Source organism: Armatimonadota bacterium (assembly GCA_023511795.1).
Lineage (GTDB): Bacteria > Armatimonadota > UBA5829 > DTJY01 > DTJY01 > JAIMAU01.
Genome location: JAIMAU010000015.1, coordinates 15058 through 36942, shown reverse-complemented (window position 1 = coordinate 36942; position 21885 = coordinate 15058). Strand labels below are relative to the sequence as shown.

Below are 21885 nucleotides of genomic sequence, written 5' to 3'. Positions count from 1 at the left end.
TTTTCGATAAATTTGGTCTAGCTTTAAAATTGCGGTATTTCCAACTGCCTGCCACCTTCCAGTGCTGACTTGTGAGCAATTATGCCTGGAACTGTATATGCCAGCGCTTCGTTAATACCAATTGCTGGCGTGCGCTCGTTTACAATAGCATCTATAAACTCATGGGTGAGGAACGTATGTGAACCATCGTGACCACTTGGATGACGCAGCGGTTCTGGTAGCATATCCGTCTTCCACCAGATTTCTTGTTCATATTGTTCGAGATGAGGAAGTTTCCGAACGCCTCCTTTTCCATCCTTTTCGACTTCCTCCGAAAAACGAACAATTACTGGTCCAAGCCCATTTGGGTGGGGGTCATAAAAACTCATCTTCGTTCCACACCATTGGCCTCTTTCGCAACCACGAACTGGAGCGTTCCAATAGATAGCCACTCGAAAAGCATGTCCTTTGTCAGTCTTGAAGAAAGCAGTCTCATTCCAAAATGGGTTATTATATGCGTTATCTTTTAAAACTTGCGAATCGTCCCCCCAACCGACGCAAGTTACACTGGTAAGGCGTTCACCTGTAACACCAATAAGATATGATGTACAGTGAGTAGGATAGTGCATTGGTGGAAAGCCATATCTCCATGTTCGCTGACCATTCTCAAAAAAGAGGACATCGAGGCCTGGGTGATAGTACTCGGCTTCAGTATAGAATATCTCACCAAACTTGCCCTCTTTATACCATTTGCGAGCCGATATCACGGATTGGTGATAGTAACTGGTCTCTGCCATCATATAAATAAGGCCTGTTTTCTCTACAGTTTCTTTTAGTTCTTCAGCTTCTTCGAGATTCATAACCGCAGGAACAGCGCAAAATACATGCTTACCTGCTTTTAGCGCTGCAATTGAATGGCGAGCATGAAAGGGAGCAGGCGTAAATATCGCCACAGCATCAACGTCTTTATCTTTAATTATTTCATCTAAAGTAACGTATGACTTATTGCACCTATACGTTTCCATTAGAACTTTTCGCTGGTCTGGATTAAAATCGCTCACAGCCTCCACAGTGCAATTTGGGTGTTCATGAAACTGAAAAGTGGAACCAAATCTGCCGCCAACAATTCCAATGCGCACTTTCCTGCTTGACATAAAAGCCTCCAGAATACCTTGAATTGTGCCAAATAAATCTTTCTTATCTTACTAGAAATCTCCTGCAGGACCTAGACACTTTTAAAATGAAAAGGAAATTAGACTACGATTTTTCACCACATTGTCAATGCAAAAATTTACCCAATATAAACAACTAGCAAGAGGTGTAACAATGAAAGAATCTTGCAAAAATAAACTTCTAGTCTCACTTGTCATTCTTTTGGGCTTACTGGATTTTGCATTAGCAGCTCCTGTGTTCGATGCAAACATATTCCAACGTATTGATATCTTGGCTAAAGAAGCCATTGCAAAACATAGAACTCCCAGCGTTGTCGTTGTCATTGGAACCGCAGACAAAATACTTTTCGCAAAGGCATACGGCCATTTAACCTACGACGACGACTCACCTGAAGCAACTCTTGATACAATTTATGATTTAGCCTCAGTCAGCAAAGCAGTTGGTACTGCTACCGCTACTATGCTTCTTTTCCAAGATGGAAAGCTCAACCTCGATGACCCTGTTTCAAAATATTTGTCTGCCTGGAACACTGACGACAAAAAAGATATAAAAGTGCGCCATCTTCTGTGTCACATTTCTGGGCTTCCAGCATATACCAATGTCGCAAAGACGGAAGAAGAACGCAGGCCATGTGAACTTAAATCAGACGCTCTCATTCGCCGCATTACCTCACTTCCTTTAGAATATAAGCCTGGAGAAGGATGGAAATACTCTTGCCTAAACTTTATCACTCTGGCCCGAATTAATGAAGAAGTTGCTGGCATGTCACAGGAAACATTTCTTAGAAGGCGATTATTTGTTCCTTTAGGAATGCTACACACAGGGTATTACCTCAGCGAGAAGAAGAAATCGCTTGCAGCACCAACCATAGGAAAACCTAATTTCAGGCAGGGGGTTGTCCACGATCCGCTTGCGAATTATTACGAAAGCGACGGATGGCGATGCTGCGGAAATGCAGGTCTTTTCTCAAGCGCCAATGATCTCTCCAAATTTTGCCAGATGATTTTATCAGGAGGCAAATGGGATGGCAAGCAGATACTAACTTCGTCGACAATTAGGCTTCTAGGAACAAATCAAGTCCCAGAAAAAGTCGGACGTGTTTTCGGCTTGGGGTGGGGCTTAAGCCGTTCATATCCATATGCGACGTCATTAAACCAGGTCCCAGACAAGGCGGTTTTGAGCCATTCTGGTTATACCGGCACCTGGATTCGAATTGACCAGCTGGCGGGGACATTTATAATTATTCTGACCAATCGCGTATATCCAGACGATACATCACGGGGAGCCGGGATTCAACGCGAAATAACAAAAATTGTAATCGAAAACGACCCTCTTTACAAAAACACGCTAGCACGTTAAAAAAACGAAAAGATACAAGCTGACCTCATTCTAAAGCTCGTTGGACATACCTTTTAGCTAGGAGCGTGTCAATCCTCAGGATTCGTAAGCGCTGACTATTCCTTCAAGAATTTCATCGGCAACGGTATCACGAGCAAGCATGGCAGCGCCACGAGCACCCATTAGGTCATCACCCTCGAAAAACCTGATTTCCGGAGTCATATTCCCCGTCCGAATTACCTCTTCTCTTACCGACGTCACAATTCTTTCAAGAATCTCCGCAGGCATCCGGTTAAAAATCCCCTCGATTAGCACGTAGTTAGGGTTATATAACATGATTGCCAGGTGAATTGCCTGAACGAAAGCCGGAATTGCATCTTCCAACCAATCACACACAGGCTTCTTGGTTGGGTCTGAAACCAATTCCTGGAACGCTCTTTGGTCACCACGCTCCCGAGCAAACCTAATAAGCGAGGCGCCCGTACATACCTCTTTGAGTGGCCTCGTGGGCGAAACAGTACCACACGGTAGCAATCCAATGTCACCAGCGTAGTGGGAAGCACCAGTGTAGAGCTTGCCATCCCAGACAATTGTAGCAGCTATCCCAAATCTATTAAGGATGGTCATCTCGATTCCTTTTTTGCGCGGGGCATTCATTCGATGGTGACCAACAGCGAAACAAAATGTGTTTGCTGTTGCAACAGTATGCACACCACATTTCTCTTTAACTGCTGGCACAAGTTCGAGCGTTCCATAGCCAAACTGAAGGTGGGTTCTTACACGTCCGGCATCTTTGTCAATAACAGGCCCAGGAAGTCCCAATCCTATAACATGTACGTCAATTCCCCTGTCCCTTGCAACCCTTATCAATTCAAAAGCAACTTCAGCTACAGCTGCAACTATTTCATCAGGTCCATCTGAAGGGTTTATTGGCTTTCTTAGGACATCCGTTATCTCGTTAGAAAAATCGAGAACCACACCGCGGATATGAGTAGCTTCCAGGTCTACCCCAACGCTACAACCTAAATTACCGCGAAGGGCAACAGCCCTTGACCAAGGTCCGCGACGCCCGGTTTGCTGTCGCTCTTTTTCAATCAATAACCCCGCATTCTTGAATTCTGCCACGAGGCGACAAACGTTTGGAAAACTCATTCCTAAATCCTCAGATGCACCCCGTGATGTAGCATTTGGATGGTCGAGAATATATCGCAGAAGACTCACATTTGTGCGCCTGGCCGCCTTCTGCTGCCTCTGCAAAGTATTACTTACTGCGTGTGTGTGCTTTTTCATTGATTTTGAAAGTCTTTCTCCTAATATACCTGCGATTCGAAAATAATTTATATGGCTATACAATAACTGACAAAGCCAGTGTTATTCCTGCTAGCACGAGGACAGTATATACGAGCTTTCTAAACAGGATTTCATCCATTCTGTAATGCCAGTGATTTCCCATAATCATGCCGATTACTGTGAAAGGCAAGGCAAATGCAGCAACCTTGAGAATATGTGCATCCAAGCTTTTCGTAACAATCCATCTGCTCACAATTATTGTGTTTAACGTGACCCAGACGGCGCATAGAGTACCTCTGAATGCAGTCTTATCTGTAAGTGTTTGCGTTGCATATATGACGGCAAGCGGGCCCCCTGAACCAAATGCCCCATGGATTAATCCGCCTATCGGAAGCAAGAGGCTCGAGAGAAACCTAATTGTAGGGTTTACCGTCTGATTATTTCGTTGCTTTGCAGTTTGCTTCCACAAACCATGTATGCCAACCAATATCATAAACCCCGCAAGTATAAACTTAAGTATGTTCTCAGGAAGCCTAGAAGACATCCACATTCCAATTGGCAATCCCAATGCGGCAAGGATAAAAATTCGTGCATATTCATTCCAAACAATTTTCCGGCGAGACTCCCATGTTATGTACACCGTCAGCACCCAAGCGTTTATTACTAGCATTGGTACCGCGGTTTGAAGCCCAAGAAGCAAGGTTATAAATGGCAAAGCAAGAACAGTACATCCAAAGCCTGTGATTCCTTCCTGAACGTGCGTCAAGTAAACTATCACAGCAACTAGTGTATAAATTATAATGTCTTCCACATCAACTTCCTTTCTTTTACTAAGAACTACATTTGGAATGCGATTAATCTCAGCTCTGTCATTTCCTCAATCGCGTATTTTGGACCTTCCCTTCCGAACCCACTAAGTTTTACTCCGCCATAGGGCATTGGGTCTATCCTAAAAGTCGGTACGTCGTTTATTATTACGCCTCCAACTTCAATCTCCCGGGCGGCTCTAAGAGCAAATTCTAAGTTTCTTGTAAATATTCCAGCTTGCAAACCGTATTTAGAGGTATTCGCTAGCTCAATCACATGGTCAAAATTGTTGCACTTTATCACAGCAACTAAAGGGCCAAAAACTTCCTCCGACCAAACCTTCATATCCAGCGCGACATCGGTAAGAACTGTCGGGAACAAAATTGCCCCATCCCTTTTTATTGGAAGAAGGCTTTTAGCACCGCCCGCAATTGCCTCTCTTATCCAGCTTTCAACCCGAATAGCAGCTTTATCGTCAATCATTGGCCCCATATCAGTTTCAGAATCTAGTTGATTGCCTACCTTAATGCCTGCGACGAGTGGGACAAGCTTTTCTAGAAAAACATTATATACTTTTTCGTGCACAATCACTCTCTGCACTGAGATACAAACCTGGCCGGCAACTGCATAGCCACCTATTCGGACTCTCCGTGCAGCCTCATCAAGATCCGCATCGTCCATCACAATAGCACATGAATTCGATCCTAACTCCATTGCAATCTTCTTGAGCCCAGCTATCTTGGTAATAGCCTCGCCTACCTCAGGGCTACCAGTAAATGAGATCAACCTTACTCTCGAATCCGAAACGAGCAGGTTTCCAATACTAGGTCCTCGCCCCGTGATAACACTAATCGCATTTGGTGGCAAACCAGCATCCAAGAGAAGCTGCCCAAGCATTATATCTGCTAATGGAGTAGCAGTCGCAGGCTTTAGGATTACCGCATTTCCCGCGGCAATAGCTGGCGCAACCTTATGGCACGCCAAATTAAGCGGCACATTAAAAGGCGTGATGGCGAGAACAACACCAACAGGCACGCGAATGTAGAATCCGAACTTTGATTCTGCGCCAGCCATTCCGTCGAAGGGTACTGTTTCTCCATGGATTCTTTTTGCTTCCTCGGATGCGGTCTTTATAGTTAGGCAAGCTCGCATAACTTCTGTTCGGGCTTCCTTTATGGTTTTGCCTACTTCCTTTGCTATTATAACTGCAAATTCTTCTAGCCTATCCTGAAGCAGTTCAGCAGCGCGCGACAAAATTTCCGACCGCTCTCGAGCTGAAAGCTTGCTCATCTCTTTTGCTCCGACTACAGCGCGCTGAAGTGCCGTCTCAACTTCCGATGCATCGGCACTGGGAACTGTGTCAATAACAGAACCATCGAATGGATTAATTACTTCGATGCTCTCATTTGTTTCAACCCACTCGCCGCCAATTATCATTTTCATAAAAGGAATCCCTCGCTTTGAGTCTAATTAGACAATTTATTTCGGTACTTTTGCCCAGTCGTCAAGAAATTTCGCTAATCCAACATCAGTCATTGGGTGCTCAAATAGTGCCTTCATTATTTCAAAGCGCATTGTGGTAATATGAGCTCCAATTAAAGCGGCTCTCAGTACATGAAGCGGATTCCTGACGGCAGCGACTATTATTTCCGTTTTGAAGCCGTAGTTGTCGTATATTGTTTTTATTTCCTCAACAAGTTCCATGCCATCATGGCCAGCGTCGTCAAGTCTCCCGACGAATGGGCTAATATATGCAGCACCTACTTTCGCAGCCAAAAGGGCTTGGACTGCACTAAAGTTTAGTGTTGCATTTATCTTAATGCCTTCAGGCGCAAGTATTTTCATCGCCTTTATGCCGTCTCTAGTTACAGGAATTTTCACAACGATGTTCTTGTGCATTGCTGCGATGCGTCTTGCTTCTTCAACAATCTCCGGAGTTGTAGTGCTGCCAACCTCTACGCTAATTGGGCCGTCAACAATCGAGCATATTTCATTAACGACTTCAAGAAACGGCCGCCCGGTTGCCGCTATGTGTGATGGATTTGTTGTAACGCCATCAAGAATCCCCCAAGATTGTGCCTCCCTTATCTCTTCCACCTTTGCTGTATCAATGAAAAGCTTCATTTGCTGCCTCCTTTGCCCTTGACATAAAAAACTATATTATGTTATACAATATTGTGTTAGATGTCAAGCGTATACATTAGAAGCGGGAAATGAACGACCAGCTTACCCTTGACCAATTGTCTTTTAAACGAGGCGTTCGGATATGTGGAGCTACTATTGGGCTGGCTTCGAATAACAAGTTTTTAATTACAGATCCTCAATACTTTGAGGCAATGATTTTACAATCGCTTCTTACGGATGTTTGGCGAATTGAAAAGGTCCCATATGAAAACGTGGATGCAGAATTCTGGGTCTATGACGTGGCCGAGCGCGCAATTTCTTTTCAATTTGAAAAAAATGGCAGGCGTTTAATATTAATTGGGGACTTTACCAAAGCAGAAAAGTTATGCAGTGACAATCGGTACTCCCTATTTGGAAATATTGGTTTGTTTTTCAAGTATTTACTGGTAGTCCTAGAAAAAAAGGGTGTTTTTAGCTTCCATGCAAGCGCGATATTTAAGGATGGCCGCTTGGTTATGTTTGTTGGCCCGGCAGCAAGTGGGAAAACAGTGTTTATCCTTTCGGCAATCGAAAAGGGATGGAAAGTTCTTACTGTCGAAATGGCGCATTGTGAAATTAAGAACCAAAACCTGATTATACATAAAGGAGCATTATACGACAACATTCGTGTGGGCAACCTCACGATTGACTTCCCAGATGCCATAGAACCTTTGAACATCAAGATACCAGACACAAAAGACGTATGGGGTCATAAGTTCGCAGTTGACTTGACTCCTGTCGCAGTGGAACAAGACTATCTCGTGAACCCGAACATATCCGTTGTTTTTCCAAAGGTCGAGATGGGTAGAGGAGACCCTGAGATTGCTCAAATTCCAAAGGGTAGGGAGCTTCGACGCCGGCTATTTGATAATCTTACTGAGAAAATCAGCTCTACATTGCTTTTATACGACGAATTGCCAATACCTAGCTTTGATTCACCCAATCTTGCGGCTGCTCGTCTCGCATTCATAGACGAATTCATGAATCGAATAACTGATGCCCGGTCTGTACTTACGGGGCCAAAAAACTGCATGAAAGGAATCTAGAAAAATGGCAAACGCTTGGGAGAACATCTGTGAAGCACCAATACAAGGCAGGTCACGCAAGCCACGAACCACAGGATTCACAATGGTTATTGATAAATGCCTTGGAATAAGGCAAACCGAAGATCTAATGGAACTTGCGAGCGAATGGATTGACGACATCAAGCTAACTTTTGGGACATCGGCATTTTATGATGCCGATATACTTCGCCGAAAAAATGAGATCATACGTGCGGCTGGCGTTGATGTCATGCCAGGGGGGACTTTCCTAGAAGTAGCAATTTGGCAACGACGTGTACCAGAATACTTAAAGCGAGCAAAAGAATTAGGATTTACAATGATCGAAGTCAGCGATGGAACGATAGAGGTATCTCCTGAAATGCGTAGGGATGTTATCAAACGCGCATTGGACTCAGGTTTCAAAGTAATTAGTGAGGTTGGCAAAAAGGACCCAGGCGAAAAGATTGCTACCGAATTGATGCATGAGGAAATCGCAAATGATTTAGAGCTAGGCGTATTTAAAGTTATTGTGGAAGCGCGCGAAGCCGGCAAAGGCGTAGGAATATTTGATAAGGACGGCAAGGTCAAAGAGGATGAAATAGACGCTATTATAGCCGGAGTTAAGGACCCAAGCGACCTAGTGTGGGAAGCGCCGCTCAAGAACCAGCAACAACATCTAATATTAAGGTTTGGCTGCAACGTCAATCTTGGCAATGTTCCACCAGAAGAAATTTTGGCACTCGAAGCTCTTCGCCAGGGTTTGCGTGGCGACACTTTAAAGAGAGCATACTGTGCAAACCCTAAGTACTGGAATTAAAATATTACTTACAATTTACTGTTCAACAGCTAAATGAAATATAAAAAGAGAGGAGCTTTTATGAACAAAAAATTATTCCCAGGGCTAGGATTAGCTACTGTTATTGCAGTGGCAGCCTATTTTATAAATCAACTGCCATTTCCGCCATTTACTATGCCCGGTAAGGATCTTCAGCACCCACAGCATCCAATTGAGAGCGTGCTCATAGCAATCATCATCGGTTTTCTAGTAAACAACCTCATAAAGCTTCCAAAGACAATCGAGCCTGGTGCAAAGTACTGCCTTAAGGGAGTGCTGGCGCTTGGAATAGTTTTTATGGGCTCAAGGTTAAATTTCTTTGACGTGGTAAAGCTGGGTGGGCTTTCTGCGGGTTTGGTAGTTATTGTTATTGGCGCAGCACTTTCGCTGTCCATGTGGCTTGGGAAATTTATGAGAATTCGGCAGAAGCTCGGTGCATTAATTGCTGTTGGATGTACAATTTGTGGAGGAAGCGCAATTGCCGCCACAGCTCCAGCTATCGAAGCCGAAGATTCAGATGTTGCATTTGCCGTTGGAACCATTACAATCCTTGGTGTTTTGGCAATGTTTATTTACCCAGCAATCTGTGGGTTGATTGGTTTATCAGATGTTGGTTTTGGTATCTGGGCAGGAACCACAATCCACAATACACCTCAAGTGGTTGCAGCAGGAATTATGCATAGCAACGTATCGGGCGAAGTTGCTACAACGGTTAAGATGGTACGCAACTTGTTTATTGCCCCAATAGTAATACTTTTTGGCTATTTGTTCCGCAGCCAGCGCGTTCGACAAAGCAAAGTTAAACTCAACTACAAAGAACTCTTTCCCATGTTCGTACTTGGATTTGTATTGATGGCACTATTGCGAACTAGCCTTGCTAGCTTTGGATTAGTTGGGTCAGCAAGAGAGCCGGAGGCATTATGGCCGCTTTTTCAGGTTTTTGAAAAGCTAAGCATGTGGCTAATCACAATTGCCATGGCAGGAATTGGTTTAACAACTAACTTGGCAAGCATGAAAAAACTTGGCTTTAAAGGATTTCTAATCGGATTAATCACAACTGCAGTTGTTGCAATCATAAGCATCCTTTTAATTTTTGGTTTCGACTTAAATGATCTATCGGTCGCCAAATAACTGTATTTACTTGGCGCCTACACGTTCAGTTGAAAGAAACCAATAAAGCCCAGCTCTTTCATATGCAATATATATTAGGCGTTTTTCTATGCAAGTTGATTTTAAGTATGGACAGGGGCATATTACATTAGAATTGCCAGACGAACAGATTATAGCTATTTGCCGTGCGCATGATCTTGATGGCGTTGAGGATCCAGTCTTTGAAATTAAGCGCGCCCTGCAAAATCCAATTGATTCGCCAACCCTCAAATCCCTTGCTGTTGGAAAGAAGTCTGCCGCTGTTGTTGTTGATGACGTCTCGCGTCCCGTACCTTACCCGCTTGTCCTTACGCCCGTGTTAGACACTTTGGTCACGGCAGGCATTCCTGAGGAACGCATTTGCGTTATTGCTGCAACGGGACTCCACCGGCCCATGACCAAAGAAGAGTTCGATAAATGGGTGGGTCCATACAAAGGGCGAGTACAGGTACAAAACAACCAGCCTGACGATCCATTAGGATTATCCGCACTTGGCGTAACATCATTAGGCACGCGAATTTCAGTTAACAAAAAGTTTATGGAAGCCGAACTTAAGGTTCTTACCGGTGATGTAGATTACCATCAATTCTGCGGGTATGGCGGCGGCGCAAAAAGCGTCTTCCCCGGTTTGGGTAACCGTGAAGCGATTGAAGTAAACCACTCAAACTTGGAAATTCCTGGAACTGGTATGGGACGAATCGAAGGCAACCCAGTACGTATGGAAATCGATGAAGTCGGCCGCATGGCAGGGGTAGACTTCATTTTGAATGTGGTCCAAAATTCCAAAAAGGAAATTGTTGGAGCTTTTGCTGGCGATATGATTTCTGCTCATAGAGCAGGCGCAGCTTTAGTAGACCGTATGTACAAAATGAGAGTTCCATGTCGGGCAGATGTTGTAATCGCTTCACAAGGTGGCTATCCAAGGGATATCGACCTTTACCAGTCTCAAAAAGCACTTCAAGCATCCAGGAAGCTGGTAAAAGATGGAGGAAAGATATTTATTCTTGCAGAATGCCGTGAGGGCCATGGAAACGATCTTTTCGATGAATGGATGCGAGAAGCCACTTCAGCAGAAGAAATCATTTCCCGAATCAAGAAGAAATTTGTTATGGGTGCTCATAAAGCATACCAATACGTTCGCGATATAAAGGGTGTAGAAGTTTTTCTCTATAGCGCCCTGCCGCCTCAGCAAGTTAAGACTTATCGATTGAAACCACTTGCCGCGCCTGATGAAATCATTAGCCATATAAAACCATCAGATACCATTATTTGCCTGCCTGACGCAGCGATGACCTGTGTGGAATGTAGCTAAAACCCACCATGTCTTTGAAATTAACGACTGTCCTGAAAGTTCAGGTCTAGTCTGCTTTACCCTCTGCGCCTAGGGCCCGAATAATCTCTTTCATATCTTCCTTGAGCCTATCTTTAATAGCGCGCATAATTTTCCACGGATGATCTTTATGGTCAAGAGTTGCAGCAAATTCCTTAAAATATTTGATATAATTCGCGCGAAATGGCTCACCAAAGTTTATTTTCGATATGCCAGCTTTTACCAATTCGCTTATTAATTCAATAGGGATGCCACACGTACCATGTTGGACAAGAGGAACGGGCACTACCTGGCGCAACTTTCGAACAAGATCAAAATCAATCTGGTCTTGAAGATCAAAAACGCCATGCTTTGTCCCATCTGCAATCGCAAGCATATCAATGCCCGTCTCTTCTACTAGGCATACAGCTTCTTCGGGGTCTGTAATAGGTACCCCTTGACAGCCATTCGAATGAACACCGCCTGTAACATGACCAACTTCCGCTTCTACCGAAATCCCCATCGGCTTCACAGCTTGCACAACTCCTCTTGTTAGCTTAATATTTTGCTCAAGCGGTAAGTGTGAATAATCAATCATAACCGACGTATATCCAGCACTAACTGCACGGAGTATCGAGGATAGGCTTGAACCATGGTCGAGATGCAAAGCAATTGGAATGTTTGACGTCTTTGCAAGATGCTTGGCTTGGAGCACGCAATACTTTATGCCTCGATATTCAAGGTTTGGCTCGTAGGTTTGTAAGATTAGGGGCGACCGAAGTTCATCTGCTACTTCGATTGCAGCGCGAGTAATCTCATAGGTTCCACCATTTGTGTTGAAAGCAGGAACTGCGTACCCTTCGTCTCTTGCTCTGTCGACGAGTACTTTAGCATTAATAAAGTTCATGGTTATTCCTCTTAGTTAATTTCATTTATAATCAGAAAACCGCCCTTAATCATCCAATTTTATCTTTGCTCCCTGCTCAGCCGATTCGTAGCATGCCAACACTAAACGAAGAACGTCGCGTCCTTCTTCGGCAGTTGCAATTGGTGGGCGCTTTCCGTGAAGGAATTCTGCAATAGGGCAAGCTAATCCTGCTATTCTTTCGCCTTGCCCACGAATCTCGGGGAGATTACTTACATGCCAGCTTCTATCTTTTTCCAGCCACCATTTGAGTTGAGGAGCACCTTCCGGACGCACTGCATTGCTTGGCCCGTCGCCATAATTACCAATTATTATCCCATGTTCGCACAAAATTTCTAGGGTATTTTCACCTGCAACTGCCACAAAAGAACATGAAACTTCTACCATCTTGCCATCAGGGTATCTGAAAAGAACTAGAGCGCTGTCATTCGTAATATTAGGATTGAGTAGCGTACCCAATTCCGCATAAACACTTATAGGCATACCGAACAACCAATATATAAAATCAATGGGGTGGGCCGCGTCATCCGCAAAAATATCCCTGTTTAAGTCAGGCTTGACATGCCAACTTTTGTCGAAATCCTTCATATATTGTGTGGTTAAGCAATGCCGGCGACGCACTTGGAATACCCTTCCAAACTCTCCGCTCTCAAGCAGGCTTTTCGCTTTCAAATTGTGTGGGTCTACGCGCATTTGCCAGGCAAGCGTGAATGGCACCTTATTTTGACTCACAGCGTCAACTATTCGATTAGCTTGCTCCATTGTGAGAGCAATCGGCTTCTGAAGTACAATAGCCTTGCCTGCATTTGCTGCTTTTTCCACGAGGTCTGCATGCATAGAGGTCTCAGCCGCAATCACGACTGCGCTAATATCACTTCGTGACAAAATATCCTCTACCACCTTAGCTTGCTCTAATCCAAAATTGGCACAATATACATTGGCACGTGCTGAGTCATGGTCCCATCCAGCTATCAACCGAATGCCCATTTCTTTCTTATCTAGCCATTGGGTGCAATAAAGCCCAACATGTCCGTGGGCAAAGCCGAGGATTGCAGTTCCAATTTCCATCATATCCCTATTCCAATGTTATGGTGCTTTATAAGAAGCTAGCTTCTGTGTCGAAATCGTATATCTCGCAACTTTGACCTTATTTCAGTTAATCTCTTTCGCACCAAACTCCTGCACGCATCGTTATAAATATCCACCATAGCGTCTCAAAAGTAATTTTTCACAGAACACCCTTGAAGGGGATGGCCAACCATGTAGCATTTTGTTATTATATAATCCAGTAATTGCTTAACTATCAATGGCTGATTCAAAAATGATTTGGTATCCGCTGTAATGGTGCGTCCTTTGCCAAGGGAATTCAGTAGAAACTAATTCAGCTTGCAAATAATAGGCATGAGCCTAAAAAGTAGACTTAAAAATTTTCGGAGAGTTAACTATGATTTCAAACAATAGCATTATTTACATCCAAGCAGTACTGATATTAATATTAGCTTTCTCAACAGCGTCGGGAAAATCCGCACAAGTAAAAGAAACATGTATAGAAATTGCACCTGTATGGTCAGGACATCCTGTAGGGTTTTCATTGCTAAGCTGTCCAGAAAAACAGTATGTCGCTTTCTACAACCCCGATAGACAATTGACTGTTGGCTGCCGAAAGTATTCTGAGACGACATGGCATTTAGTAAAACTTCCCGAGACCGTCGGTTGGGATAGCCATAACTATATAACAATGGCTATGGATGACAATGGTTGCATACACCTATGTGCAAATATGCACTGCAGTCCTTTAGTTTATTTCCGCACAACAAAGCCAGGGGATATTGACAGCTTCGAAAAAATTCCTTCGATGGTTGGGCGAGACGAAACAAAATGTACCTACCCGTCATTTTTCAGAGGACCGCATGGCGAATTCTTATTTACCTATCGCTTTGGAAGCTCCGGAAACGGCGACCAATATTTCAACATTTACGATCACAAGACAAAAACCTGGAAACGTCTAATGGATGCTCCCCTAACTTCAGGTGAGGGAAAGATGAATGCTTATTTCACAGGGTTGCGCTTATATGAAGATGGATACTACCACACCGCATGGGTCTGGAGAGATGAACCGGACTGCTCATCTAATCATGACCTCTCTTATGCAAGATCGAAAGATTTAATCCACTGGGAAACGAGTGATGGCAAGGCCCTTACACTACCAATCACCTTGTCGACCGCCGAGATAGTTGACCCAGTACCCGTTAAGGGTGGCTTAATCAACGGGGGTGTGGCAATAGGCTTGGACTCAAAGAAACGCTTGGTTATAAGTTATCTTAAATTCGATGAAAATGGATACAACCAAGTTTATAATGCCCGTCGTGAAGCAGATGGTTGGAAAATATATAAAACAAGTTCTTGGGAATATCGCTGGGAGTTCTCAGGCACTGGCTCAATTCCTTTTGAAATAAGAATAGGCCCAATTGTTGCAGAAAAGGACGGAAGGGTAAGCCAGTCCTACAGCCATGTTAAATATGGAAACGGAAAATGGATACTAGATGAAGAGAATTTTCGCATATTGGAAGACATCCGCACCACATCCACGCCCAAAAACGATACCTCTAAAGACTCAGCCCGAATGCTAGAACCTCGATATGCTAATGATTTAGGCTCCAGCGGCGAACGTGGTGTGCGCTATCAACTTAGATGGGAAACACTTAGTCTCAACCGTGACCGGCCTCGCGACCATCACTCTTCGCCTTCTATGCTTAAGCTATGTCGAATTGAAAGCATACCAATAGAGAAATAGAGCGTTCGTTTTTAATGTAAACTCTGCACTGGCCTTTACCTTGCTCCTAAGGCTTTCAAGCAAGCATTTAGATATCCATAGCTTTCTGCCGCAATTATACAAACTTCCGGGAGAGACATTTCTAATGCACCTATGACCTCCAGACACACTGGCCCCGAATATCCATCTTCGACCATTACTCGGCAATATTCCATTAGGTCGATATCTCCACGTCCACACGCCTGTTCCTTCGGCGAGCCAGGGCTTGGCCCACGTCCTTTGCAATCACGGATATGAATATGTTTAACGCTCCCAATTACATACCGAAGTGCCTCTGCAGGATTCTCTCCAGCACGGTAGATATGGCTTGGATCCATATCTATTGCAAAAGCAGGTGATTTGATTTTTTCAATTGCTTTGAGAGTGGTGGGCGTGTTGTAAATACATGCGCCAACATGAGCCTTTACACACAAAGTTACTCCAAAAGATTCCGCTTTCTCCGACATCTTTGCCATTAAGTCGGTCTGGCGCATGAAATCTTCTTCTACATCCGACTTCCCGCCTGGTCCTATATTAATAATTGGAATACCAATTTCCGCCCCCGCTTCAAATGCCTTCATCAAGCGATCTTCATCCAATGCTGCCTCTTCCATTGAAAGAAACTCGAGTCCATTATCCTCTACGATTTTACGAAGGTCGCTTGCTTGGGTTTTCCAATTATCTAGGTCCAAGTGCTCACACATGCCCTTGATTGCTGAAATCTCAACTCCGTCGTATCCGGCAGATTTAATGTACTTGCATGCAGTTGCAAAATCATAACTACCAAAAAGCACCGAATTAACGCCCAGTTTTATCATGTTTGTGTTTCCTCCAAATCCTTAATTCCAATCAAGAACTACAAATCTACAATACTGTGTGTCTCCCATGATTTAATGGCCGCTTCGATGATAAGTTGAGCTTTCAGGGCATCTTCTCCGGAGCCATCAATTTTATCGTAAGGAGTTTTTTCCTCCAACTGATCAACCCATCTGGAAATGCGGCTCTTGAAGGTCTCGCTGAAAGAACGCATTCCACCGAGATAGGAGTAGGTTTCATATTCGATGCTATCGCGCGGATAGAAGGTTAGATGCTCGCAAGCATCCTCAAGAACAAAGCGCCCTTTGGAGCCTACAACTTCGCATCTTTCCAATCCATAGCTTCCTCCCGCGTCATAACTCCCAGTCAGACACCCGACAACACCGTTTTCAAAATGGACTAGAATTTGCGCATTTGAATAGCAAATTCGCCCATCGCCTTTCTTTAGAAATGCCGCAACGCTTTTTACATCACCGCAGAAATATCGCATTACATCAAATGAGTGCGGATGGAGCGCTCTCAAATGAAACCAGGGTGAAGTTTCGACGGGGTTATTTATCCACATGCGCATATTTATCATGTAGAGCGTTCCTAGACGGCCAGACTCAATCCACTCTTTGGCCCTGAGAGCCGCCGGAGTAAAACGATGGTTTAGGTTGATTGCATATGGAATTTTCTTCTTTTTTGCTAAGGCGACCATTTCCTTGCCTTCTTCGATATTGTTCGAAATTGGTTTTTCACCTAAAGTTGGGATGCCTGCCTCAAGAAGTTCCATCGTAGGAACATAATGGTCGCCACCATTTTCCTCTCCCCTTGTGCACATTGAGCAAGCGTCAAGTTCTATACCGCTAGCAAGCATTTCCTTTACGCTGTAAAAAGCCTTCCCACCATATCTTTGGGCGCCCGCATCTGCTCTTTCGGGAATTATGTCGCAACAAGCTACTACTTCACATTTAGGGTTATCTTTGTAGCATTGAGCATGAATACTGCCAATATTCCCAACGCCGACAATGCCAATCTTTAAAGGCATAATACCATCTCCTTGATAAACTTATTAAAGAATAAAATACATCCGGAATTAGGATACGATAGAAGGTTTCCAATTTCCTTGTTACTTATGTGCAAAGATTGCAAAAAGAACTAAAATGGGGATTTGAAACGAAAGCATACCTTGAGGTTTAGAGGCTACTTAGAGGCAGTTGCTTCAGAAAGTAACTTTTAGGCTTATGCTTTAGCGCAGCCTTTTAGCTTAGCAATACGGCGCTCAGCTTCTGGATTTTCAGGGTCTATAGCCAGAACATTTTCAAGCTCTGATATACACAGGTCCCTATCGCCAACAGCATCGTAGGCAGCTGCGAGATTTAACCTAGCGCCAATGAAGCGCGGATTGATATCAAGTGCCTTCCGGAACTGCACAATCGCCAAGTCTGCCAAACCTTGCTTTAGGTAACATATTCCGAGATAGTTTCTCAGGTCTGCATATTGGGGGCAGATTGAAATTGCTTGAAGGAAAGCATCTGCAGCTTCCAGATACATTTGCTTATTCATCAGGGCAAGGCCCTTCTCAAGATGGTACTCTATTTCGTCTATATCAGTTTTTGCAACTTCCTCAAGCAGCTGGATAGCTTGATTGTGTTTGCCATGATTGTAGAGTTCGAGCGCCTCACGATACCTTTCATCACAATAAGCCGGTTCAAGTCTTACAGCACTCTTTATATCATTAAGTCCCTCAGGTTTCCCCTTTAAAATTCTGGCAAGGCCTAAATAAAACATTGCTCGAGCATACTTCGGATTTATTTGAAGTGCTTTCGTTAGCTCTGCTTCTGCATTATCATAAAGACCCTGATTGTAATAAATCAAAGCTAGTTGAAAATGCAAATCGGGATATTCGGGGTGTAGCATTAAAGCGAACTTTAATGACTCCTCTGCTTGGGCATAAGCGTTCATCTTCGCTTGAGCTATTCCTAAATTTGCATATGCCTCACCCATGTACCAAGCAGCAAGCTTCCGCTCAGGTAAGTTTTTATCACAATCGGAGTCCAAAACCCTCTGAAATTCGCTTATTGCCTCGGCATAAAGGCCATGGTCAAATAAAGCAATTCCTCGGTTGTAGAATTCGCTCACTGAGGTTGATGTTTTTACTTTCACGAGTAAAGGGCCTCCGCTCTAAGCATCTCGATTTAGAACTTATCTTTCAATGGTATTATCGGATTTCTTAGGGTACTACTTAAGGCGCCGTCAAAATTATATAGGACGTCTGCAGTTGGAAGCCCGTCCTATGCAATAATATTCGAACCCAAGCTTTTGCATGCGTTGAGGATCATAGAGGTTGCGGCCATCGAAGAAAACTGGTCGCTTCATTGACTGCCGTATTTTATCTAAGTTCAAGAAGCGGAATTCGTTCCACTCTGTTACCAATAAAACCGCATCTGCGCCTACCGCTACTGCGTAAGCATTGTCACAATAAGTAATGTTTGGTATAATCCGCCGGCAATTTTCCATTGCTACAGGGTCATATACTTGAACATTAGCTCCTTCGGCTAGAAGTTTGTTGATTACCTCAATTGACCTTGCGTCGCGCATATCATCGGTATTTGGTTTAAATGCAACGCCTAAAATTCCTATTGTTTTGTCTTCCAACCCTCCTAAAACATCTTTGATTTTATTTACGAAACGCAAAGGTTGGGCATCGTTGACGCTAAGCACCCATTTGAAAAGGTCAGCATTGCACCCAAGTTTCTCAGATGTATGAATGAGCGCTTTGAGGTCCTTACCAAAACATGAACCGCCAAAGCCAAGTCCGGCTTGCAAAAAATGCTCTCCGATACGCTTGTCAAAACCCATCCCCTTTGCCACTTGAACAACGTCCCCACCAGCTACTTCGCACAACTCTGCAACTAAATTAATAAAGGAAATTTTCGCTGCAAGGAATGCATTCGAAACATATTTGATAATCTCTGCGCTGGTTACGTCAGTTATTAACATAGGACGCTCAAGAGGGGCGTATAGCTCAATTAGTTTCATAGCGGAAGTCTGGGATGGTGCTCCAATAATAATACGATCTGGATTTAAGGTGTCGTAGATTGCCGAACCCTCTCTTAAGAACTCCGGGTTCGATACGACATCGAAGTCTACTCTGGAACGTTGGTTCTGTTCAATGACTTCTTTAACAAGATTTCCAGTACCAATTGGAACAGTACTCTTATTAACTATCACCTTATACCTTTGGATATACTGTGATATGCCCTTCGCTGCCTCAATTACTTGGGTTATATCTGGTTCTCCATTAGGACCAGAAGGTGTTCCTACTGCTATAAAGACAACATCTGCGGCCAATACTCCCTCGCCAAGATCTGTTGTAAAGAACAAACGGCCATCATCTGCATTGCGAGAAACCATCTCCTCAAGACCCGGCTCGTAGATTGGCATAATTCCCTGCTGAAGTGATTTAATCTTTTCAGCATCAATATCAACACACGTTACCTCATTACCGAGGTCCGCGAAAACAGCCCCGGTAACTAGACCAACATAACCTGTTCCAATTATGCAAATATTCATATGCCTGCTGCTCTTTCTCAAAGAAGGAAAAGTTTTAGATCGCTCTTAACGCTGCCAAGCTTAACATGCTGCCTTTCCGTTGTCAACGCTTTCTCTGTCTGCAGGAAGGCAAATTTTGCCTAGACTTGTATAAGTATTTACCCATTCTAAGGCATATAAAATATAAAAAACAGGCACTTGGTTGGTAAAATTTTACTTGACAAAATTCGCTAAAAGTGCGAAACTTTTAGTTAAGGTTAGTCGTTTATACTTATGGAGGACGGGTAAAATACAAATGGACTCATAGGCGGCGATTCCGATTAATCTTAATTGACTCATACGCCGCACCTCCAGTATTGTTAATACTTAAAAATGCGGGTGTGTTGTGCACCCGCATTTTGCTATTCAATGTCTTATGTACCCGAAGGATTTCCGAGCGCCTTTTGTAATTTTGCATATGCGATGTTGTAGTCATAATTCGCTTGGTCAAGGTTAGTTCGCGCCGCCGCCAATGCAGCTAGTGCATCAGCAATTTCTACGGCAGTGCCCACACCTGCATCGTACCTTACCTGCGCAATTTCATATGCTTCCTCTGCTTGAGCAAGTCGCGCTTTGGCAGTCTCAAGAGTTTTTTGCGCTGTTACAAGCTTTAAATACGACTGCCTTACCTCCAGCTCAACTTCAAATTTTGTCTGCTCAAATCGTGAACGTGCCTCCTCAAGCACAGCTTTTGCCTCTGAAATTGCTGCTTTGATTCGACCACCATCAAATATCTCTTTAGTTAAAACTGCAGTCAAAGTAAAACCGCTTGCCTGACCCGGGTTTTCATTGGATACCACCTGATAGTCAGCATCCAGTCCAAGCTGTGGACGCTCATCTGCTTTAGCTGCTAGAACTCCAGCTTCGGCAGCCGCAATTTGGGCTTTTGCTACAAGAACCTCAGGCCTCTGTGATAATGCAATTTCAATTAGCAACGATATATCTTTGGCTGGAGGGGAGGGCGGTTTGGGTTCAGACAGGTTAAAAACTTGATTCAGTGGGACTCCTAGGACTTTATTCAACGTAATCCTTGCGAGTTGAGCCTGATTTCTCGCTTGGGTAAGATTCTGTTCAGCTTCTGAAACCTGTGTTTTGGCTCTGATGACATCAAATCTTGGTGCTGTGCCAGCTTCGAATTTGGCAGTAGCAACTTCAAGGTGTTGTCTAGCAGCTACAAGGTTTTGTTCTGCACTGCGAACTAAACTTTCACCTAATAGAACATTGTAATATGCTTCCTTTGCTTCGAGAACAATTTGTGCCTGAATGGTTGTAAGTCTACCCAAAGCAACATCATATAATGCAACAGCTCGTTTTATTTGGGCTGGTATACGCCCTGCTGTATAAAGTGCTTGCTGGACGCGAAGAATACCAACTGTGTTGTCTGCAACTCCAATGGAAATAGTTCTAGGCGGAATACTGGGACCAAGCGACGGAATTGTAAAAGTTCCAAGGGCATCAGTATGAAGATACTTAGCGCTCATCAAAACTCGGGGATATTTCGCCGATTTAGCTATATCAATACGCCACCTGGCGGCTTCTAGTTCATTTTGTGCGGCTCTTACTTTAGGATTCTGCGACATCGCCAGCCTAATCGCATCTTGAATAGTAATAATCCGTACCTCTTCAGCGGAAATACGCAAGCAAGTGAAAACTTGAGTCACAAGAATAATAAAAACCAAGCGCACCAAAACTAGCATACCTCCTACCTCCGTACATTCAAGCTAAAGAGAATGACCTGTCTCCTAGTCTGGAGGCTCAGAATATACAACAGAGGCGATTGTTTCACCAACAATTCTTAGCGAATCAGGACTGCACTTATCTACTGTATCCTGCAGTGTATGCCAATAAGCATAATCAAAGTCTATTACGTCTATACAAGGTATGCCCGCATCAATTAAAGGAATGTGGTCATCTAGTATGCTATACTTTACTTGGTTGAAGAATACTTTATTAAAACTGAGTTTATAAGCTGTTGACCAAACTTTATCAACCACCCACCTGGCTCGCTCATTGGAGTTTCTCTCACGGTAAATTGTTAATTCCTTATCCCCAACCATATCAAGCAATATACCATAGCGTATTGTTGTTTTCTGAACATTTTTTGCAAAATAGCGCGAACCTAGAAACATATGCTCAGAAGTAGGACCAAAGTCCTCGCCATCAAAAAGTACAATCATCACTGGGATTGGAGGAGGCTTTTTAGCAAAAAGCCTAGCTAATTCGAGGAGAACTGCAACTCCAGATGCCCCATCATTTGCTCCTAGAATTGGTTTATTTCGTTGAGCAGGTTCAATCTCCTGGTCGGCAGTGGGGCGAGTATCCCAGTGGGCGCAAAGTAGGACTGCTGGACGATCTTGCTTTCCAAAGCGAGCGATGATATTTGAAAGCTTATAAGTTTTCGCTGAGCGAGTATGTTCAAAGTCTTGGGTTTGAACCAAATCTGCACTCTTTTTGAGTTCTTCTAGCAGATAAACTTTTACTTTATCGTGTGTTTGAGAGCCAACAGGCCTAGGACCGAAATCACACTGCCTTTTCAAGTAGGAAAATGCTCTGTCTGCATCAAATTGAAAAGCTGTGCTCTGAGCTGAACAACCAGTAATTCCTACTGCAATTAGCGAGAAGGCTAGCAGGAGAAGATTAAGATGAACGGAATACGATTTCCTCATCGAT

The 21885-nt window shown here is 43.8% G+C and carries 19 protein-coding genes; 6 read left to right on the top strand and 13 right to left on the bottom strand.

The window, feature by feature from the left end:
* Positions 1 to 23 precede the first annotated feature (23 nt).
* Positions 24 to 1133 (bottom strand): Gfo/Idh/MocA family oxidoreductase, encoded by a 1110-nt coding sequence (locus K6T99_10860; GenBank protein MCL6520322.1) that lies wholly within the window; start codon positions 1131 to 1133, stop codon positions 24 to 26.
* 172 nt (positions 1134 to 1305) lie between these two features.
* On the opposite strand from K6T99_10860, the gene K6T99_10855 reads away from it, so the two are divergent.
* Positions 1306 to 2511, top strand: a complete 1206-nt coding sequence (locus K6T99_10855; protein MCL6520321.1) for a beta-lactamase family protein — start codon at positions 1306 to 1308, stop codon at positions 2509 to 2511.
* Positions 2512 to 2586: 75 nt separating this feature from the next.
* Here the strand turns inward: K6T99_10855 and K6T99_10850 are convergent, their stop codons facing one another.
* The 4 genes from K6T99_10850 to fsa all read right to left on the bottom strand — a co-directional run bounded on the left by K6T99_10850 (position 2587) and on the right by fsa (position 6711).
* A complete protein-coding gene (locus K6T99_10850) occupies positions 2587 to 3711 on the bottom strand; it encodes an ROK family protein (protein MCL6520320.1) in 1125 nt (374 codons plus the stop codon).
* A gap of 124 nt (positions 3712 to 3835) precedes the next feature.
* Positions 3836 to 4591: a sulfite exporter TauE/SafE family protein gene (locus tag K6T99_10845; GenBank protein MCL6520319.1), complete on the bottom strand. Its 756-nt coding sequence runs from the start codon at positions 4589 to 4591 to the stop codon at positions 3836 to 3838.
* Positions 4592 to 4617: 26 nt separating this feature from the next.
* Complete coding sequence (locus K6T99_10840; protein ID MCL6520318.1) at positions 4618 to 6030, bottom strand: aldehyde dehydrogenase family protein; 1413 nt, start codon at positions 6028 to 6030, stop codon at positions 4618 to 4620.
* 36 nt (positions 6031 to 6066) lie between these two features.
* Complete coding sequence (gene fsa, locus K6T99_10835) at positions 6067 to 6711, bottom strand: fructose-6-phosphate aldolase (protein MCL6520317.1); 645 nt, start codon at positions 6709 to 6711, stop codon at positions 6067 to 6069.
* Positions 6712 to 6800: 89 nt separating this feature from the next.
* On the opposite strand from fsa, the gene K6T99_10830 reads away from it, so the two are divergent.
* The 4 genes from K6T99_10830 (at position 6801) to larA (ending at position 11089) form a co-directional block, all read left to right on the top strand.
* On the top strand, positions 6801 to 7796 hold the full coding sequence (locus K6T99_10830) for a hypothetical protein (protein ID MCL6520316.1): 996 nt from the start codon (positions 6801 to 6803) through the stop codon (positions 7794 to 7796).
* Between the two features lie 4 nt (positions 7797 to 7800).
* A complete protein-coding gene (locus K6T99_10825) occupies positions 7801 to 8610 on the top strand; it encodes a phosphosulfolactate synthase (protein ID MCL6520315.1) in 810 nt (269 codons plus the stop codon).
* Between the two features lie 60 nt (positions 8611 to 8670).
* A complete protein-coding gene (locus K6T99_10820; GenBank protein ID MCL6520314.1) occupies positions 8671 to 9759 on the top strand; it encodes a putative sulfate exporter family transporter in 1089 nt (362 codons plus the stop codon).
* 88 nt (positions 9760 to 9847) lie between these two features.
* On the top strand, positions 9848 to 11089 hold the full coding sequence (gene larA / locus K6T99_10815) for a nickel-dependent lactate racemase (GenBank protein MCL6520313.1): 1242 nt from the start codon (positions 9848 to 9850) through the stop codon (positions 11087 to 11089).
* 46 nt (positions 11090 to 11135) lie between these two features.
* Here larA and K6T99_10810 read toward each other — a convergent pair whose 3' ends face one another.
* Together K6T99_10810 and K6T99_10805 are read right to left on the bottom strand one after the other, a co-directional pair.
* The gene (locus tag K6T99_10810) at positions 11136 to 11993 is read right to left on the bottom strand and encodes a class II fructose-bisphosphate aldolase family protein (GenBank protein ID MCL6520312.1); all 858 of its coding nucleotides are present in this window, start codon (positions 11991 to 11993) and stop codon (positions 11136 to 11138) included.
* A 45-nt stretch (positions 11994 to 12038) separates the two neighbouring features.
* Positions 12039 to 13082: a Gfo/Idh/MocA family oxidoreductase gene (locus tag K6T99_10805; GenBank protein ID MCL6520311.1), complete on the bottom strand. Its 1044-nt coding sequence runs from the start codon at positions 13080 to 13082 to the stop codon at positions 12039 to 12041.
* A gap of 373 nt (positions 13083 to 13455) precedes the next feature.
* Between K6T99_10805 and K6T99_10800 the strand changes: the two genes are divergently transcribed.
* Positions 13456 to 14805, top strand: a complete 1350-nt coding sequence (locus K6T99_10800; GenBank protein ID MCL6520310.1) for a BNR repeat-containing protein — start codon at positions 13456 to 13458, stop codon at positions 14803 to 14805.
* A 35-nt stretch (positions 14806 to 14840) separates the two neighbouring features.
* Here the strand turns inward: K6T99_10800 and K6T99_10795 are convergent, their stop codons facing one another.
* From K6T99_10795 to K6T99_10770, 6 genes are all read right to left on the bottom strand, one after another.
* Positions 14841 to 15641 (bottom strand): sugar phosphate isomerase/epimerase, encoded by an 801-nt coding sequence (locus tag K6T99_10795; protein MCL6520309.1) that lies wholly within the window; start codon positions 15639 to 15641, stop codon positions 14841 to 14843.
* Positions 15642 to 15679: 38 nt separating this feature from the next.
* On the bottom strand, positions 15680 to 16669 hold the full coding sequence (locus K6T99_10790) for a Gfo/Idh/MocA family oxidoreductase (GenBank protein MCL6520308.1): 990 nt from the start codon (positions 16667 to 16669) through the stop codon (positions 15680 to 15682).
* Positions 16670 to 16863: 194 nt separating this feature from the next.
* Positions 16864 to 17787, bottom strand: coding sequence for a tetratricopeptide repeat protein (locus K6T99_10785; GenBank protein ID MCL6520307.1), 924 nt, complete (start codon positions 17785 to 17787; stop codon positions 16864 to 16866).
* Positions 17788 to 17883: 96 nt separating this feature from the next.
* Entirely contained in the window at positions 17884 to 19197 is a 1314-nt protein-coding gene (locus tag K6T99_10780) for a UDP-glucose/GDP-mannose dehydrogenase family protein (protein ID MCL6520306.1), read from the bottom strand.
* Positions 19198 to 19589: 392 nt separating this feature from the next.
* Positions 19590 to 20912, bottom strand: a complete 1323-nt coding sequence (locus tag K6T99_10775; protein MCL6520305.1) for a TolC family protein — start codon at positions 20910 to 20912, stop codon at positions 19590 to 19592.
* A 45-nt stretch (positions 20913 to 20957) separates the two neighbouring features.
* Complete coding sequence (locus K6T99_10770; GenBank protein ID MCL6520304.1) at positions 20958 to 21881, bottom strand: M28 family peptidase; 924 nt, start codon at positions 21879 to 21881, stop codon at positions 20958 to 20960.
* Positions 21882 to 21885 lie beyond the last annotated feature (4 nt).